13 protein-coding genes and 1 pseudogene are annotated in these 16,342 nt (G+C 74.0%); all 14 read left to right on the top strand.

Features of this window, described 5'->3' with window-relative positions:
• Positions 1 to 2: 2 nt before the first annotated feature.
• The 14 genes and pseudogenes from BEK98_RS05035 to BEK98_RS04970 all read left to right on the top strand — a co-directional run bounded on the left by BEK98_RS05035 (position 3) and on the right by BEK98_RS04970 (position 16,339).
• On the top strand, positions 3 to 971 hold the full coding sequence (locus BEK98_RS05035) for an ornithine carbamoyltransferase (protein WP_094215157.1): 969 nt from the start codon (positions 3 to 5) through the stop codon (positions 969 to 971).
• Positions 968 to 2,299 carry an MFS transporter gene (locus BEK98_RS05030; RefSeq protein WP_094215156.1) on the top strand — a complete coding sequence of 444 codons (1,332 nt, stop codon included), beginning with the start codon at positions 968 to 970 and terminating at the stop codon, positions 2,297 to 2,299. The genes BEK98_RS05035 and BEK98_RS05030 overlap by 4 nt, the downstream gene beginning before the upstream one ends.
• 137 nt (positions 2,300 to 2,436) lie before the next feature.
• Entirely contained in the window at positions 2,437 to 3,228 is a 792-nt protein-coding gene (locus BEK98_RS05025) for a Tat pathway signal sequence domain protein (protein WP_094215155.1), read from the top strand.
• Positions 3,229 to 3,270: 42 nt separating this feature from the next.
• Positions 3,271 to 4,470 carry an inositol-3-phosphate synthase gene (locus BEK98_RS05020; RefSeq protein WP_094215154.1) on the top strand — a complete coding sequence of 400 codons (1,200 nt, stop codon included), beginning with the start codon at positions 3,271 to 3,273 and terminating at the stop codon, positions 4,468 to 4,470.
• Entirely contained in the window at positions 4,467 to 5,834 is a 1,368-nt protein-coding gene (locus BEK98_RS05015) for an SCO3242 family prenyltransferase (RefSeq protein WP_244201750.1), read from the top strand. The genes BEK98_RS05020 and BEK98_RS05015 overlap by 4 nt, the downstream gene beginning before the upstream one ends.
• Positions 5,831 to 6,748 (top strand): annotated as a pseudogene (locus BEK98_RS05010) (sugar phosphate isomerase/epimerase family protein); the annotation flags it as partial. The gene BEK98_RS05015 and the pseudogene BEK98_RS05010, both read left to right, overlap by 4 nt.
• Positions 6,749 to 7,053: 305 nt before the next feature.
• Positions 7,054 to 7,719 (top strand): EboA domain-containing protein, encoded by a 666-nt coding sequence (locus BEK98_RS05005; protein WP_094215153.1) that lies wholly within the window; start codon positions 7,054 to 7,056, stop codon positions 7,717 to 7,719.
• Positions 7,720 to 7,758: 39 nt separating this feature from the next.
• Entirely contained in the window at positions 7,759 to 8,616 is an 858-nt protein-coding gene (locus BEK98_RS05000) for a TatD family hydrolase (RefSeq protein WP_094215152.1), read from the top strand.
• Between the two features lie 9 nt (positions 8,617 to 8,625).
• The gene (gene eboE / locus BEK98_RS04995; RefSeq protein ID WP_094215151.1) at positions 8,626 to 9,783 is read left to right on the top strand and encodes a metabolite traffic protein EboE; all 1,158 of its coding nucleotides are present in this window, start codon (positions 8,626 to 8,628) and stop codon (positions 9,781 to 9,783) included.
• Positions 9,780 to 11,168: an alkaline phosphatase family protein gene (locus BEK98_RS04990; RefSeq protein ID WP_208643010.1), complete on the top strand. Its 1,389-nt coding sequence runs from the start codon at positions 9,780 to 9,782 to the stop codon at positions 11,166 to 11,168. The genes eboE and BEK98_RS04990 overlap by 4 nt, the downstream gene beginning before the upstream one ends.
• 30 nt (positions 11,169 to 11,198) lie before the next feature.
• On the top strand, positions 11,199 to 12,017 hold the full coding sequence (locus BEK98_RS04985) for a 4'-phosphopantetheinyl transferase family protein (RefSeq protein WP_107428252.1): 819 nt from the start codon (positions 11,199 to 11,201) through the stop codon (positions 12,015 to 12,017).
• A gap of 137 nt (positions 12,018 to 12,154) precedes the next feature.
• Positions 12,155 to 12,865, top strand: coding sequence for a ferric reductase-like transmembrane domain-containing protein (locus BEK98_RS04980; RefSeq protein WP_094215149.1), 711 nt, complete (start codon positions 12,155 to 12,157; stop codon positions 12,863 to 12,865).
• Between the two features lie 133 nt (positions 12,866 to 12,998).
• Positions 12,999 to 13,778 (top strand): ABC transporter ATP-binding protein, encoded by a 780-nt coding sequence (locus BEK98_RS04975; protein WP_094215148.1) that lies wholly within the window; start codon positions 12,999 to 13,001, stop codon positions 13,776 to 13,778.
• Positions 13,778 to 16,339 (top strand): FtsX-like permease family protein, encoded by a 2,562-nt coding sequence (locus BEK98_RS04970; RefSeq protein WP_244201749.1) that lies wholly within the window; start codon positions 13,778 to 13,780, stop codon positions 16,337 to 16,339. The genes BEK98_RS04975 and BEK98_RS04970 overlap by 1 nt, the downstream gene beginning before the upstream one ends.
• Positions 16,340 to 16,342 lie beyond the last annotated feature (3 nt).

Raw genomic sequence — 16,342 nt, 5'->3', positions numbered from 1 at the left:
TCATGGACGTCCGTACGGACGGGCGCCGCGTGCGCCATCTCGTCTCCATCGACGACCTCACCGATCTGGAACTGCACCACGTCGTGGAGCGCGGCGCGGAGTTCTCCGCCGGGCTCGCGGGCCCGGTCCGGCCGCTGGCGGGGCTGGTCGCGGGCATCTACTTCGCCAAGACCTCCACCCGCACCCGGACCGCCTTCTCCTCGGGCGCGCTGCGGCTCGGCGCCTCCCTCATCGCCTACGGACCCGGCGACCTGCAGCTCAACACCGGTGAGAGCACCGAGGACACCGGCCGGGTGCTCTCCGGCATGCTCGACGTGCTGGTCGCCCGGACCGCGGGACCGGAGGCCGAGCTGCGCGGCTGGGCGAGCCAGCACCGGATGGCCGTGGTCAACGCCATGAGCGCCGAGGAGCACCCCACCCAGGCGCTGACCGACCTGACCACGCTGCTGCGGCACTTCGGCCGCATCGAGGGCCTGCGCGTCCTGTACGTCGGCGAGGGCAACAACACCGCGGCCGCCCTCGCCCTCGCGCTCACCCGGTTCCCGGCCGTCGACTTCGAGCTGCGCACCCCGCCCGGCTACGGCCTCACCGCCTCCGTCCTGGACCGGGCCCGGGCGAACGCGGCCCGCACCGGCGCCCGGATCACCGAGCGGCACGACATGGCGGCGCTGGAGGGGTCGTACGACGTCGTCTACACCACCCGCTGGCAGACCACCGGCACCAGCAAGCCGGACGCGAACTGGCCGGAGATCTTCGCCCCGTTCCAGGTCACCCAGGACCTGTGGCGGACCAGCCCGCGCGCCGTCTTCATGCACGACCTGCCCGCGCACCGCGGCGAGGAGGTCACCGCCGAGGTCCTGGACGGCCCGATGAGCATCGCCTTCGCCCAGGCCACCAACAAGATGCACAGCGCCATGGCGGTCCTGGAACACGTCCACGCCCCGGCACCGGTTCCGCTGGCCGTCCGATGAGCGGTACGACACGCCGGGCGGCGGCGGATCCGGCGGAGGTGCCGTGGCTCCTGGCGGAGGAGGGCAAGGGCGAGGGTGAGGGTGCCGTGACGGTGGCCGACCCCGCTGTCCAACCCCTGCGCCACAACCGGGACTTCCGTCTCCTGTGGGGCGGGGCCGGGCTCTCGCTGCTGGCCGGGCGGGCCACCGCCGTGGCCTATCCGCTGACCGTGCTGTGGGCGACCGGGTCGCCGGGCGACGCCGGGCTCGTCGGCACCGCGCTGCTGCTGCCGCAGCTGGTGATGCAGCTGCCGGGCGGCGCCCTCGTGGACCGGTGGGACCGGCGGCGGGTCATGGTGGCCGCCGGGCTCGGGCAGGCCCTCGTCGCCGGGCTGGTCATGGCGCTGCTGCTCAGCGGGCGGACCTGGCTGTGGGCGCTGCTCGTCGCCGCGTTCGCCGAGGGCACGCTCGGGGTGCTGCACCAGCTCGCCGAGCGGGCCGCCGTACCGAGCGTGGTCCCCGCCGAACAGCTGCCGGCCGCGCTGACCGGAAACGAGGCCCGCACCCGCGGGGCGGCCATCGCCGGACAGCCACTGGGCAGCGGACTGGTCGGGCTGGGCGCGTCCCTTCCCTACGCGGCCGCCGCCGTCGCGCAACTCGCCTCGGTGCTCTGCCTGTTCGGTGTCCGGGGGCGGCTCCAGCAGCAGCGGGCCGCGCCGCCGGCCCGGATCGGGACCGAGATCCGCGAGGGTCTGGTGTGGATGTGGCGGCAGCCCTTCCTGCGCGCGGTGATGACCGCGGTCGCCGTCACCAACGTCCTGTTCCAGGGCCTCAACCTGGCCGTGATGACCGGCATCCAGGACCACCACGGCACCCAGTTCGAGGTGGGCCTGGTGCTCTCGCTGAGCGGCGCCGGGGGACTGGTCGGCGCCCTCACCGGCAGCTGGTGGCAGCACCGGCTGCGGCTGCGCACCCTCGTGCTCGGCGGACTGCTCGCCTGGACCGCGCTCATGGCCCCGGTCGCCGCCGCCCTGCACATGCCCGTGCTGCTGGGCGCGCTGTTCGCGGCCAGCGGCTATGTCGGCGGCGTCTTCAACGTGGCGGGCGGTGTCCTGCTGGTGCGGGCCGCCCCCGACCACATGCGCGGCCGCGCCAACTCCCTGGCCAACCTGGTCGGTTCCGGCGCCATGGCGGCAGGACCGGTCGCCGCCGGCTTCCTGCTGGAGGCCACCGGCCCGGTCCGCTCGGTGCTCGCGCTCAGCGCGGTCATGGCCCTCACGGCCGTCTGCGCCCTGCTCTCCCCGGGGCTGCGCAAGGCCCCCTACCCCGAGTCCGAAAGCCCGTCCTGACCTGCGGCTTCCCGGTATAGGCCGCCGATAGGGCGGACCCCGAAAGTCGTAGCAAGGAAACGCTTCGGCCCTCGCCGACGGAAACGCTTCGCCCCTCGCAACCGCACTTCGTGATCCGCCCCTCGTAAGGAGAACCCATGTCGCTCAACACCCTGGACCGGAGGGGCGCGCTGCGGGCCGCCCTCGGCGTGGCGGGCGCGGCCGCCGCCGCGACGCTGATCGGCGCGGCACCGGCCTCGGCCAGCCCCAAGCGCTGCCACCCCTCCCTGCCGGACGTGCCGGGCATGGTCGGCGACCGCTGGGCCAACGAGTTCTGGTACCAGTACGACGAAATGTCCTACTACACCCCCTCGCAGGAGATGAAGGACGCCGTCGCCGCCATCACCACCCCGTTCGGCGGCTTCACCAAGACGTACGACGCCTGGCTGGCCACCCGCAAGAGCGGCCGTTACCCGCGCAGCTTCCTGGAGCTGATCCAGCCCAACAAGGACGCCTTCGAGGTCCTCTCGCGCAACCAGATCGCGGTCTACGACCAGTTCTACGGCCGTGACCCGCGCGGACTCGTCTTCGCCTTCCAGGAGTTCGGCCAGGGCACGCTGTTCGACCCGCGCCGCCCGGTCGGCCAGAAGGTGCACATGATGAACTACACGCCGCCGGAGCCCACGCACGCCTACCACCGCTGGCACCCGTTCCTTGCCGGCTTCGTGCTGCTCGGCATCGAGCCCCGCTGGTGGACCCACGTCAACCGGCTCGCGGGCGCCGCCTGGGAGCTGCAGTCGCTGGCCCAGCCGATCACGGACCACGACGACAACCCGCACCTGCCGAAGCACACGGTCCGCCACATCACCCACAAGTGGCTGCGCCGCGACCGCGACGAGCTGGACGCGGCCTTCGACATCTCCCCGTTCCCGGCCGACCTCGGCAAGTAGCCCTCGTTCCGTACGGCACCACCAGCAGGAGGCAAGCTCACCATGCAGGACACTGACCGTTCCCCCGGAACCTCCCCCCGCGTCGGCGTCTGGCTGGTCGGCGCCCGTGGCTCGGTCGCGACCACCGTGGTCGCCGGCACGGCCGCGATCGCCGCTGACTTGGCCTCCCCGACCGGATGCGTCACCGAGTCCCCCGTCTTCCGTGGCGCATCCCTGCCGGCCCTCGCCGACCTCGTGTTCGGCGGCCACGACATCGTCGACGTGCCGCTGCCGGCGAGGGCCGGCCTCCTGGCCGACGCGGGCGTGCTCCCCGCCCGCGTCGCCGCCGCCGTACGGCCCGCCCTGGAAGCAGCCGACCGGGAGATCCGCGACGGCTCCCCGCGCGAGGGCGAACCCCAGTACACGACCGCCCGCCGGCTCGCCGCCGACATCACGGACTTCCGCACCCGGCACGGCCTGGAGCAGGTCGTGGTCGTGAACGTCTCCTCCACCGAGGCCCTGCCCGACCCCGACCCCGCCTTCCTCGACCTGGCCGACCTGGACAAGGCACTGGCGACCAGCACCACTCTCCTTCCGCCCAGCTCCCTCTACGCGTACGCCGCCTTCCACGCCGGCTGCGCCTACGTCAACTTCACCCCGTCCGCCGGTGCCGCGCTGCCCGCCCTGGAGGAGCTGTCCCGGCTGCGCGGGGTGCCGCACGCGGGGCGGGACGGCAAGACCGGCGAGACGCTGGTCAAGAGCGCCCTCGCCCCGATGTTCGCGCAGCGCGCGCTGCGCGTGCGCTCCTGGTCCGGCACCAACCTGCTCGGCGGCGGCGACGGGGCGACCCTCGCCGACCCGGCGGCCGCGCGCAGCAAGACCGAGTCCAAGCAGCGGTCCCTGGAGGAGACCGTGGGGCACGCGGTCGAGGGCCAGGTGCACATCGACAACGTGCCCGAGATGGGCGAGTGGAAGACGGCCTGGGACCACATCTCCTTCGAGGGCTTCCTCGGCGTCCGCATGTCCCTGCAGTTCACCTGGCAGGGCTGCGACTCGGCCCTCGCCGCGCCCCTGATCCTCGACCTCGTCCGCCTTGCGGCCCTGGCCCACCGCCGCGGCGAGTCCGGCGCCCTGCCCGCCCTCGGCTTCTTCTTCAAGGACCCGGTGGCCTCGACGGAGCACAACCTGACACTCCAGTACGGCGATCTCGTCGCCTGGGCCGGTGCCGGTGAGCGCACGCGGTTGCCCGAGGGGGCGCGGTGAGCGGGGTGCGGGCGTCCGGCTGGGTGCGGGTCGCTGCCGACGGGGTCAGGACGGCCGGCCTGGGCCGGGCCGTGGTGACCGCGGTGACGGTGGCCGCCCTGGGGCGGGCCGTCGCGAGCACCGTGACGGTGGCCCGCCCGGCGCGCCCGACCGGCTCCGCCGCCGCATCGCCCCGCACGACGGCCACCTCCGCCTCCTCGCCCCGGGCCCCCGGGCCCCGCGGGCCGCTCGCCGACCTGGCCCGGGCGGCCAGGGAGGCGGCGCGGGCGGCGGGGAGCGCGTTCCGGGCGACCCGCGGCAGTGCGGGTGCGTCTGCCCCTGAACGTAACGGCGTCGACGCGCCCACCGGAGCTGTAGCCGATGCCGATGCCGATACCGATGGCAGTGCCTCCGCCGCAGCCGGCCCTCGCCGGGGCCGGCCGTACGACACCGGATACCGCCCCCGCTCCGTCGCCCTGCGCCAACATGCCCGTGACGTCGCCGAGTTGGTGCGGGCGCCCGCCGCGCTGACCGTGCCCGGTGATGTGCTCGCCGGGGCGCTGGCCGTGGGGCGTCCCGCCGGTGGGCGGACGCTGCTGCTGGCCGCGTCCTCCGTCAGCCTGTACTGGGCCGGCATGGCGCTCAACGACTGGGCGGACCGGGAGGAGGACGCGGCGGAGCGCCCGGAGCGGCCCGTGCCCTCGGGCAGGATCGGCGCCGGGACCGCGCTCGGCATCGCCGCGGGCCTCACCGCGGCGGGCCTCGGCCTGGGTGCGCTGGCCGGCGGGCGGCGGGTACTGCTGCGTCGCACCCTGCCCCTCGCGGCCACCGTCTGGGCGTACGACCTCGGCCTGAAGCGGACCCCGCTCGGCCCCCTGGCCATGGCGGCGGCCCGCGCCCTCGACGTCCTGCACGGCACGGGCCCCGCCCCGGCCACCCCGGCACTGCGCGCCGCGACCACGGTCGGCCTGCACACCTGGGCGGTGACACGTCTCAGCCACCACGAGGTGAACGGCGAGGCGGGGTACGAGCCGCTGGTGTCGCTGGCGGTCACGGCGGTGACTGCGCTGGGCACGAGCGATGTGGCCTCAACTGCCGGCGCCGCCCAACTCGGCTCTCCCCGAAACCTGTTGACCCCCGACCTCGCCTTCCCCCTCCTCGCCTCCGCCCTCTATGCCACGACCTGTGCCCGCCCCCAATGGGCCGCCCTCCGCAACTCGACGGACCCCGCACGCATCCGGGCCGCGGTCGGCGCCGGAATCCACGCGCTGCTGCCCCTCCAGGCGGCCCTGGTCGCGCGGGCCGGAGCCCCGAAGCTCGCCGTGGTCCTCGCCGCCGGCCTCCCGCAGGCGGCCCGACTCGCCAGGAAGGTGTCCCCGACATGACCGCCGGAGGCCTCCGCTTCGGTTACGGCACCAACGGCTTCGCCGATCACCGGCTCTCCGACGCCCTCTCCGTCCTCGCCGGGCTCGGCTACGACGGCGTGGCCCTGACCCTCGACCACCAGCACCTCGACCCCTACGCCCCCCGCCTCGCCCCCCGGGTCCGCCGGGTCGGCCGGGACCTGCGCCGGGCCGGCCTCGCCGTCGTCGTGGAGACAGGCGCGCGCTATCTGCTCGACCCGCTGCGCAAACACCGCCCCACCCTGCTCAGCGCCGAACCCGAAGGACGCGCCGCGCGCCTGGAGCTGCTGCGCCGGGCCATCCGTGTCGGCGCCGAACTCGAGGCGGAGGCCGTGCACTTCTGGAGCGGCACCCCCGACCCCGGCACCACCCGGGAGCAGGCCTGGCAGCGGCTGGAGGAGGGCTGTGCGGAGGCGCTCGCCGAGGCCGAGCGGGCCGGTGTCGACCTGGCCTTCGAACCGGAGCCCGGCATGCTCGTCGAGGACCTCGCCGGGTACCGCCGCCTGCTGCGCGCCCTGGGCGGCCACGAGCGGTTCCGGCTCACCCTCGACATAGGGCACTGCCGCTGCCTGGAGCCATGGCCGGAGACACGCTGCGTGGAGCTGGCCGCCGACCGACTGGCCCACGTGCAGATCGAGGACATGCGCCGCGGGGTGCACGAACACCTGCCCTTCGGCGAGGGAGAGATCGACTTCCCACCGATCCTGGAAGCCCTGCGCGCCGCCCACTACAAGGGCCTGGTCTCGGTGGAACTCCCCCGCCACAGCCACGCGGCCGCGACGACGGCCCACCAGAGCATCGAGTTCCTGCACCGCACGGCCACCATTGGCGCTCCCGCCCTTCAGGGGCCACCGGCACCCACCCACGCCTCTAGCACGCCCCACCCACTCCCCGCACCCGCCGACGGCGCTCCCGCCCGTCAGGGGCTACCGGCACCCGCCTACGAAAGCCGCACGTCCCACCCACTCTCCGCACCCGCCGACGGCGCTCTCGCCCGTCAGGGGCTACCGGCACCCGCCCACGAAAGCCGCACGCCCCACCCACTCCCCGCACCCGCCGACGGCGCTCCCGCCCCACAGGGGCCACCCGCACTCGACCACGAAAGCCGCACGGGTGGTGCGGGTGGGAACACAGATCCGGCCGAAGGCCGGATGCCCGCCCACACACCACCCGCACTCGCCCCGAAGGAGGTCGCCCCAATATGACCGCGCCCACCCTCGCCCCCACCCTCGCCCCCGCCCCCGTCCACGACGCCCTGACCCTGCGCACCCTGAAGGAATCCCTCCTCTCCGTCCTGACAGAGCAACAGCGCCAACGCCTCGCCGAAGACACCGCGGCGACAGCCGAACAGGGCCCCCAGGCCCTCGACCCCCGCTTCCCCGCAGCCGGCCGCCACTACGGCCGAGGCCCCCTCCCCGGCTGGGCCGACTGGCACGTGGAGGACGGCATCCGTGCCCTCTTGCTCACCAAGCTCCGACTGAACGGAGAGGAGCTGGCGGAGGAAGCAGCCGCCCGCTACTGGGAAGGCGACGCCGCCGAGCGCCGCGGAGTGCTCCGCGCCCTCCCGTTCCTCCCGATCGGCGCGGCAGGCCTCCCCCTCACCGACGACGCCCTCCGCACCAACGACACCCGCCTGATCGCAGCCGCCCTCGGCCCCTACGCCCGTACCCACCTCGACCAGTACCGCTGGCGCCAGGCCGTCCTGAAGTGCCTGTTCACCGGCATCCCCCTGCGCACGGTCGCCGGCCTGCGCGAACGCCGCGACGCCGAACTCGCCCGCATGGCCCTGGGCTTCGCCGCCGAGCGCCGCGCGGCGTCCCGCACCGTTCCCGCCGACCTGTGGCTCATCGCCACCCCCAAGAACTGACCGAACCCGCAACCCACTCCCGAGCGGAAAGCCCCGGCCATGCGCATCTTCGATCCACACATCCACATGACGTCCCGTACGACGGACGACTACAAGGCGATGCACGCCGCGGGCGTCCGCGCCCTGGTCGAGCCCGCGTTCTGGCTCGGCCAGCCGCGCACCTCCCCGGCCAGCTTCACCGACTACTTCGACTCCCTGCTCGGCTGGGAGCCGTACCGCGCCGCCCAGTTCGGCATCCGCCACCACTGCACCATCGGCCTGAACCCCAAGGAGGCGAACGACCCGCGCTGCACCCCCGTCCTCGACGAACTGCCCCGCTACCTCGCCAAGGACGGCGTCGTGGCGGTCGGCGAGATCGGCTACGACACCGTCACCGAGGCCGAGGACCACGCCTTCGCCGCGCAGCTCGCCCTCGCCGTGGAGTTCGGGCTGCCCGCCCTGGTCCACACCCCGCACCGCGACAAGGCCGGCGGCACCCAGCGCTCCCTGGACGTGATCCGCGAGTCCGGCATCGACCCGGCGTACGTGGTCCTGGACCACCTCAACGAGGTCACCGTCGACGAGGTGGCCGGCACCGGCAGCTGGATGGGCTTCTCCATCTACCCCGACACCAAGATGACCCCCGAGCGCATGGTCGCCATCCTCCGGCGTCACGGCACCGAGCGCATGCTGGTCAACTCGGCCGCCGACTGGGGCCACAGCGACCCGCTGCTGACCCGGGCCACCGCCGAGGCCATGCTCGCCGCCGGGTTCGACGAGGACGACGTGGACCGTGTGCTGTGGCGCAACCCGGTCGCGTTCTACGGCCAGTCCGGCCGGCTCGACCTCGACGGCTACAACGACACCCAGGCCGCGGGCCTGTTCGCGGGCAACTCCATCGCCCGCGGCGGGAGCTGAGGAGCAGTCATGCGAGTGCGACACCCCGACGGCAGCACCGTCCATCTGGCGTACTGCACCAATGTGCACCCCGCCGAGACCCTCGACGGCATCATCGGCCAGCTCGCCGCCTACGCCGAGCCGGTGCGGGTCGCGGCCGGCGCCGAGCGGATCGGCGTCGGCCTGTGGCTGCCCGCCGAGACCGCGGGCCGGCTCGCCGCCGACCCGGCGGCCGTGGCCCGGCTGCGCCGCGAGCTGACCGCGCGCGGCCTGGAGACGGTCACCCTCAACGGCTTCCCCTACCGCGGCTTCCACGCCCGGGTCGTCAAACGGGCCGTGTACTACCCGGACTGGTCGGAACCGGCCCGCCTGGAGTACACGCTGGACCTCGCGAGGGTGCTGGCCGGGCTGCTGCCGGAGGGGGCCCGCGGGTCCATCTCCACCCTGCCGCTGGCCTGGCGCACCGTGTGGACGTCCGCCCAGCGCGCCATGGCCGCCCGCCAGCTGGACGCGCTCGCCGAGGGGCTGAAGCAGATCGCCGCCGACACCGGCCGTACGGTCCGGGTCGGTATCGAGCCGGAGCCCGGCTGCGTCGTGGAGCGCACCGAGCAGGCCGTCGACGCGCTGGCCGGCACCGACTCCGAGTGGATCGGCGTGTGCCTGGACGCCTGCCACCTCGCGGTCGCCCACGAGGACCCGATGGAGGCGCTGGGCCTGCTGCGCGAGGCGGGCATCCCGGTCGTCAAGCTCCAGGCGGCCACCGCGCTGGAGGTCGCCGACCCGGCCGACCCGGCCGTACGGGAGCTGCTCGCGGACTTCGCCGAGCCCCGCTTCCTGCACCAGACCCGGGAGCCGTCCGCCGGCGGCCGGCTGATGGGCACCGACGACCTCGGCCCCGCGCTCTCCGGCGCGCTGCCCGGCGACCGGCCCTGGCGCATCCACTACCACGTGCCCCTGCACGAGGACCCGCGTCCGCCGCTGGCGAGCACCCGGCCCGTGCTGCGCGAGACCCTGCGGGCCCTGCTCGCGGGGGAGCGGGCGGTCACCGACCACATCGAGATCGAGACGTACACCTGGTCCGTGCTCCCCGGCCACCGCGACGAGACCCTCGCCCACGGCCTGGCCGCCGAACTGACCTGGCTGCGCGACGAGTTGACGGCCCTCGGGCTGCGGCGGGAGACGTCATGAGCGGCGGTCGTACGACGACACGGACGGCGGTGCTGTGCACGGTCGGCCTGACCCCGCGGCTGCTGGAGCACATGCCGCAGGTGAGGGCGGTCGGCGAGCAGGGCTTCACCGCCCGGCTGGACACGGTGTTCCCGGCCGTCACCGCCACCGTGCAGGCCACCCTGACCACCGGGCTGCTGCCGCGCGAGCACGGGGCGGTGGCCAACGGCTGGTACCACCGCGACCACGGCGAGGTCATGATGTGGCGCCAGCACAACGCCCTGGTGCGGGGCGAGAAGGTGTGGCAGGCGGCCCGCGACCGCGACCCGGACCACTCCACCGCCTACCTGTGCTGGTGGTGGGCGATGGGCGCCGACGTGGACACGATCCTCACCCCGCGGCCGGTCTACCACTACGACGGCCGCAAGTCCCCCGACTGCTACACCGTGCCCGCCGGACTGCGTGACGAACTCACCGCGGCACAGGGCGAGTTCCCGCTGTTCCAGTACTGGGGTCCGACGGCGTCGATCGCCTCCACCCGGTGGATCGCCGGCGCCGCCCGCTACGTCGTCGACCGCCGTCGCCCCGACCTGACCTTCGTCTACGTACCGCACCTCGACTACGACCTGCAGCGTTACGGCCCCGACAGCCCGCAGGCGGTGCGCGCGGCCCGGGAGACGGACGCCGCGCTCGCCCCGCTGCTCGCGGATCTGCGCGAGCGGGGCACGACGGTGGTGGCGCTCAGCGAGTACGGCATCACGCCGGTGAGCCGGCCCGTCGACATCAACCGGGCACTGCGCCGCGCGGGACTGCTGGAGGTCTCCACCCAGCGCGGCATGGAGTACCTCGACCCGTACACCTCCCGGGCGTTCGTCGTCGCCGACCACCAGGCCGCGCACGTGTACGTCGCCGACCCCGTCGACATCCCGCGGGTGCGGGACGTGCTGAAGGCGGTCGACGGCGTCGACGAGATCTGGGACCGAACCCAGCAGGAGGCCTACGGCATCGACCACCCCAACGCGGGCGAGCTGGTCCTCGTGTCGGAACCGGACGCCTGGTTCACCTACTACTACTGGCTCGACGACGACCGCGCACCCGACTTCGCGCGCGGCGTCGAGATCCACCGCAAGCCGGGCTACGACCCCGCCGAGCTGTTCTTCGACCCGTCGATCCCGGCGGTGAAGGCCAAGGCGGCGTGGACCGTGCTGCGCAAGAAGGCCGGGATGCGCGCACCGCTGACCGTGGTGCCGCTCGATCCCGGCCTGGTCAGGGGCAGCCATGGACGGCTGCCGTCGGAGGACCGGGACGGGCCGCTGCTGCTGTGCTCGGACCCGGCCCAGGAACGGGACCGCTACCACGCCACCGAGGTCAAGGAGCTGCTCCTGCGCCTCAACGGACTGGCCTGAGACCGGCCGTGACGAGAGAGAGGAGGACGGATGACCACGCGACCGGCCACGGCCGCCGCGCACATCGACCACGCGGCGGACGTCGGCGAGGTGTACGTACCCGAGACGGCACGCGCGGTGGTGGCGCGGCTGCGGGAGAGCGGTGCGGTCCACGTGTGGTGGTGGCCGCTGGGCGAGGCGACCGATCCGGCGGACTTCGTGCTGCTGGACGAGCAGGAACGGGCTCGCATGCGGCGCTTCCACGCGCCACGGGACGCGGCGGCGTTCACGACGACCCGCGCGGGGGCGCGGCGCGCGGTGGCCGGGCTGCTGGGCGTACCGGCCCACACCGTGCGCTTCGGCCGGCGCATCTGCCCGGGCTGCGGCGACGCGGACCACGGTCCGCCCGCCGTGGTCCGGCCGCCGGTCCCGCTGGCGATCAGCCTGTCCCGTACCGACGGGTGCGGGGTGCTGGCGGTGCGGGCGGGCGACTGGGTGGGCGTGGACGTGGAGGCGTACCGCCCGATGGAGTCGGAGGCCCTGGCCCAGCTGGTCCTGACCCCCGACGAGACCGAGCGGATCCTCGCCCTGCCCGAGGGCCCGTCCCGTACGTCCCTCTTCCACCGCGCCTGGACCCGTAAGGAGGCGGTGATGAAGGCGGTGGGCCTGGGGCTGCTGGGGATGCCCCTGAACACCCTGGACGTGGCTCCGGGACAGGAGGGCCCGCTGACGGTGACCCACATCCACGAAGGCCGTACGACCACCTGGCACGTGGAGGACCTGGACCTGGACGGTCCCTGGTCGGCCTCCCTGGCCCGCCCCTCGTCCGCCACCCCGCTGGGCCCGGTGCACCTCCACGCCCCGGCCTGACGGCAATCCCCCAGACCCTCGGCGCCGATCCCCCCTCGGCCGCCGAGAGACGCGGTTCCCGGCCCCCGGCCCTCCCCGGCGGAGGCCGGGAACCGCCCCATATCCGGCCACAAGCCCTCCACAGCCAGGGAGCACACATGAGCCGACCCAGCACGTACGGAACCGTGGCCACCCCCGAAGCCGAGGCCCTCGCGGGAGTCCGCGACGAGACCGCGTCCGTCCCACCGGTGGTCCGCACCGGGCCGCCGCACACCCCGCCGCCCCGGCCCGTCGCCGTGGTCGCCGGGGTCGTCCTGGCCGGGGGCGTGCTCGTGAGCGGCGGGCTGGCGGGCGGGGCGCTGCGGGGGTTTCTCGACCGGATGGCCGGGGTCGTGGCGCTGGTCGCGCTGTCGGTGGCGGTGATGCTGGGGCTGGCGACCGCGCTGCGCGGTCTGCTGCCGCCCCGTGCGCGGACCGCGGCCCAGCACCTGCACCGGGCCTTCGGCGTGCTCGGAGTCGGCTTCCTGCTGCTGCACATCGGCGTGAAGGTGGCCGGCGGCCGGGTCGCCGCGACGGCCGCCGCGCTCGGCTGGGGCAGCGGGGACGCGCTGGTCGGTCTCGGCACCCTGGCCTGCTACCTGTTCCTTCTCGCCGTGGCCACCGGCGTCTGGCGCGGCGTCTTCGCCACCCGGCGCTGGATCCGCCCGTTCCGCATCCTCCACGGCGCGTCGTACGCCGGCTGGCTGACCGCGGTGATCCACGGCCTCACGGCGGGCCGAACCCCTGCCACCTGGGTCGTGGCAGCGTACGCCCTGTGCCTCACGGCGACGGCGGCGGCCCTCGTCCACCGCCGACTGCGCCGCCGTTAGCGAGCCCGGTCGCAGCTCGGCCGAAATTCACCCCTCAACTCCCGCTCTCCTCCGCGACCATAGCCCCGATATAGATCGTCCGGCCACGTTCGTCCCGACCCCCACGACGATGGATGGAGAGGACTGGTCACGCATGAGGACCGAGAGGACCAACACACAGCCGCGCAGCGGCACGGGAGCCCGGAGCCACGCCCTGCGTCTGGAGGAGGTCACCAAGGTCTACGGCCGCGGTGGCCGGGGTGTCCGGGCCCTCGACGGAGTCTCCGTGGACATCGCCCGCGGCTCCTTCACCGCCGTCATGGGGCCCTCCGGCTCCGGCAAGTCCACGTTCCTGCACTGCGCGGCCGGCCTGGACAAGCCGACCTCCGGGCGGGCCTACATCGGCGACACCGAGCTGGGCGGCATGAACGAGACCCAGCTCACCAAGCTCCGCCGCGAACGCATCGGCTTCGTCTTCCAGGCGTTCAACCTCGTACCCGCCCTGTCCGTCCGGCAGAACGTGGAGCTGCCGCTGCGCCTGGCCGGCTCCCGGCTGGACGGCCAGTGGCTGGAGGACATCCTGCTGCGCGTCGGCCTCGGCGGCCGCGCGGCCCACCGCCCGTCCGAACTCTCCGGCGGCCAGCAGCAGCGCGTGGCGATCGCCCGCGCCCTGATCACCCGCCCCGACGTCATCTTCGGCGACGAGCCCACCGGCGCCCTCGACACCGTCACCGCCAAGGAGATCCTCTCCCTGCTGCGCAACTGCGTGGACGAGACCGGCCAGACCGTCGTCATGGTCACCCACGACCCGGTCGCCGCCTCCTACGCCGACACCGTCCTGTTCCTGGCCGACGGCCGCATCGCCGACCGTATGCACGCCCCGACCGCCGAGCGCGTCGCCGACCGGATGACGCACCTGGGAGCGTGGGCCTGATGCTGCGCTACGCCTTCCAGACCCTCAAGGCCCGCAAGGGCGGCTTCATCGGCGCGTTCCTCGCGCTGATGTGCGCCGCCGCCCTGGTCACCGCGTGCGGCATCCTCCTGGAGACCGGTCTGCGCGGCACCATCGGCACCGAGCGGTACGCCGCCGCGCCGGTCGTCGTCGGCGGCGACCAGAACGTCCACCAGACCACCGTCAAGCACAAGAAGGGCAAGACCAAGGTCAAGCACAAGGCCAAGCCGCTCGCCGAGCGCGTGTGGCTGTCCGCCGCCACGGTCGACAAGCTGCGCTCCGTGCCCGGCGCGCAGTCCGTCGTGCCCGAGGTCACCTTCCCCGCCTACGCGGTGAGCCCCAAGGGACAGGTCGTCCCCGGAGTCGACGGCAAGCCCTCCTACGGGCACGCCTGGACCTCCGCCGCCCTCACCCCGTTCAAGCTCGTCACCGGCCGCGCCCCCAGCGCCGCCGGTGATGTCGTCGTGGACCGCGAACTCGCCTCCCGTACCGGCCTCAAGCCCGGCGCGAAGCTCACCGTGCAGTCCACCGACGCCCCGCGCAGCTACACCGTGACCGGCATCGCGGCCCCCGCCGACGGCGACCTCAAGCAGCAGACCTCGCTGTTCTTCTCCGCCGACGAGGCGAAGCGGCTCTCGGGCCGGGACGGACAGGTGTCCGCGATCGGCGTGCTGCCCAAGCAGGGCGTGTCCACCGGCGAACTCGCCGACCAGGTGCGCAAGGCGCTCTCCGGCACCACCGCCCAGGTGGCCACCGGCGGCGACCGCGGCCCGGTCGAGTTCCTGGACGCGGCCAAGGCCCGGGTGAAGCTGGTCTCCATGGGCGGCGCCATCGGCGGCACCTCGCTGCTCGTGGCGATCCTCGTGGTCGTCGGCACCTTCGCGCTGTCGATCCAGCAGCGCTACCGGGAGCTGGCCCTCCTGCGCGCCATCGCCGCCACCCCGAAGCAGGTGCGGCAGCTGATCGGCCGTGAGGCGCTGATCGTCGGCCTGCTCGCCGGACTCACCGGATCGCTGCTGGGACTGCCCATCGCGTACTGGCTGCACCGCAAGTTCGTCGACTTCAAGGCGATCCCGGACACGCTGCAGGTGACCTTCAGCGTCTTCCCGTTCTTCGCCGCCGTCGGCGCGGCCCTGCTGGGCGCGTGGGCCGCGGCCCGTATCTCCGCCCGCCGCACCGCCCGGATCCGCCCCGCCGAGGCGCTCGCCGAGTCCGCGGTCGAGCGGCCCGGGTTCGCCTGGGGCCGGACGCTGGCCGGCATCCTCACGCTGGCCGGCGGGATCGTGCTGCTCGTGGTGCTCAGCGTGCTGGACACCGAGCCCGCGTCCACGCCGGTGACGTTCCTGTCGGTCGTGGTGCTCGCGGTCGCGGTCTCGCTGCTCGGCCCGCTCATCGCCCGGGTCGCCGTGGCCCTGCTCGGCATCCCGCTGCGTGCCTCGCGCGTGGCCGGCCACCTCGCCACCGCCAACGTCCGCGCCAACACCAAGCGGATGGCCTCCGCGATCACCCCGCTGGCGCTGCTGATCGGCATGGCCTGCACGGTGTTCTTCGTGCAGACCACGATGGGCGACGCCGCCACCGCCCAGGCCCGCGAGGGCAACAAGGCGGACTGGGTGGTGGCCTCGGCCGGCCCCGGTGTGCCGGAGGGGGCGACCGCGGCCCTGCGGCAGACGTCCGGCGTCACGGCCGTCACCGAGGTCGTACGGACCTCCGTGCGCATCGGGCTCGACAAGTACCCGGCGCAGGGCCTGTCCACCCAGGGGCTGCGCGAGACCTGGGACCCGGACGTGCGGAAGGGCACGCTGAACGGCTTCGCCGACGGCAGCGTCGCGATGAGCGAGGTCGCCGCCGACCACCTCGGCAAGAAGGTCGGCGACGACCTCAAGGTGACCCTCGGCGACGGCACCGTCGTCCACCTGAAGGTCACCGCGGTCTACTCCCGCGGCCTCGGCTTCGGCGACCTCACCATGAGCCACGCGCTGGTCTCCCGGCACGTCGACAACCCGCTCGCCTCCTCCGTCCTGGTCCGCACCAGCGGTGACGGCAAGGCGGGCCGCGAGCAACTGCAGAAGGCCGTCGGGCAGTTCCCCGGCATCGGGGTGCTCGACCGCGCCCAGGTCGAGGACCTGCAGGCCGAGGTGCAGCAGAACAACGCCGAGGTCAACTACGTCGCCATGGGCCTGATCATCGCCTTCACCGCGATCGCCGTCGTCAACACGCTCGCCATGTCGGTCTCCGACCGGCTCCGCGAGTTCGCGCTGCTGCGCCTGGTCGGCACCACCCGCCGCCAGGTGATGGGCATGCTGCGCATCGAGGCCGGCATCGTCGTCCTGGTCGCGGCCGCGCTCGGCACCGGCATCGCCTACGCCGTGCTCACCGCGTTCAGCATCGGCATGACCGGCTCGGCGGCGCCCTCCGTGGCACCGGGGACCTATCTCGCCGTCCTCGGCTTCGGCGGGCTGCTGGCCCTGCTGGCCACCGTGGTGCCGGGCCGGCTGGCGCTGACCGGACGTCCCGCGGACGTCATCGGCTCCCGGCAGTGACCG

The organism is Streptomyces diastatochromogenes, from assembly GCF_002242805.1.
Taxonomy (GTDB): Bacteria; Actinomycetota; Actinomycetes; order Streptomycetales; family Streptomycetaceae; genus Streptomyces; species Streptomyces diastatochromogenes.
The sequence above is the reverse complement of the archived record's forward strand: the minus strand, read 5'-3'. Positions and strand labels throughout refer to the sequence as shown.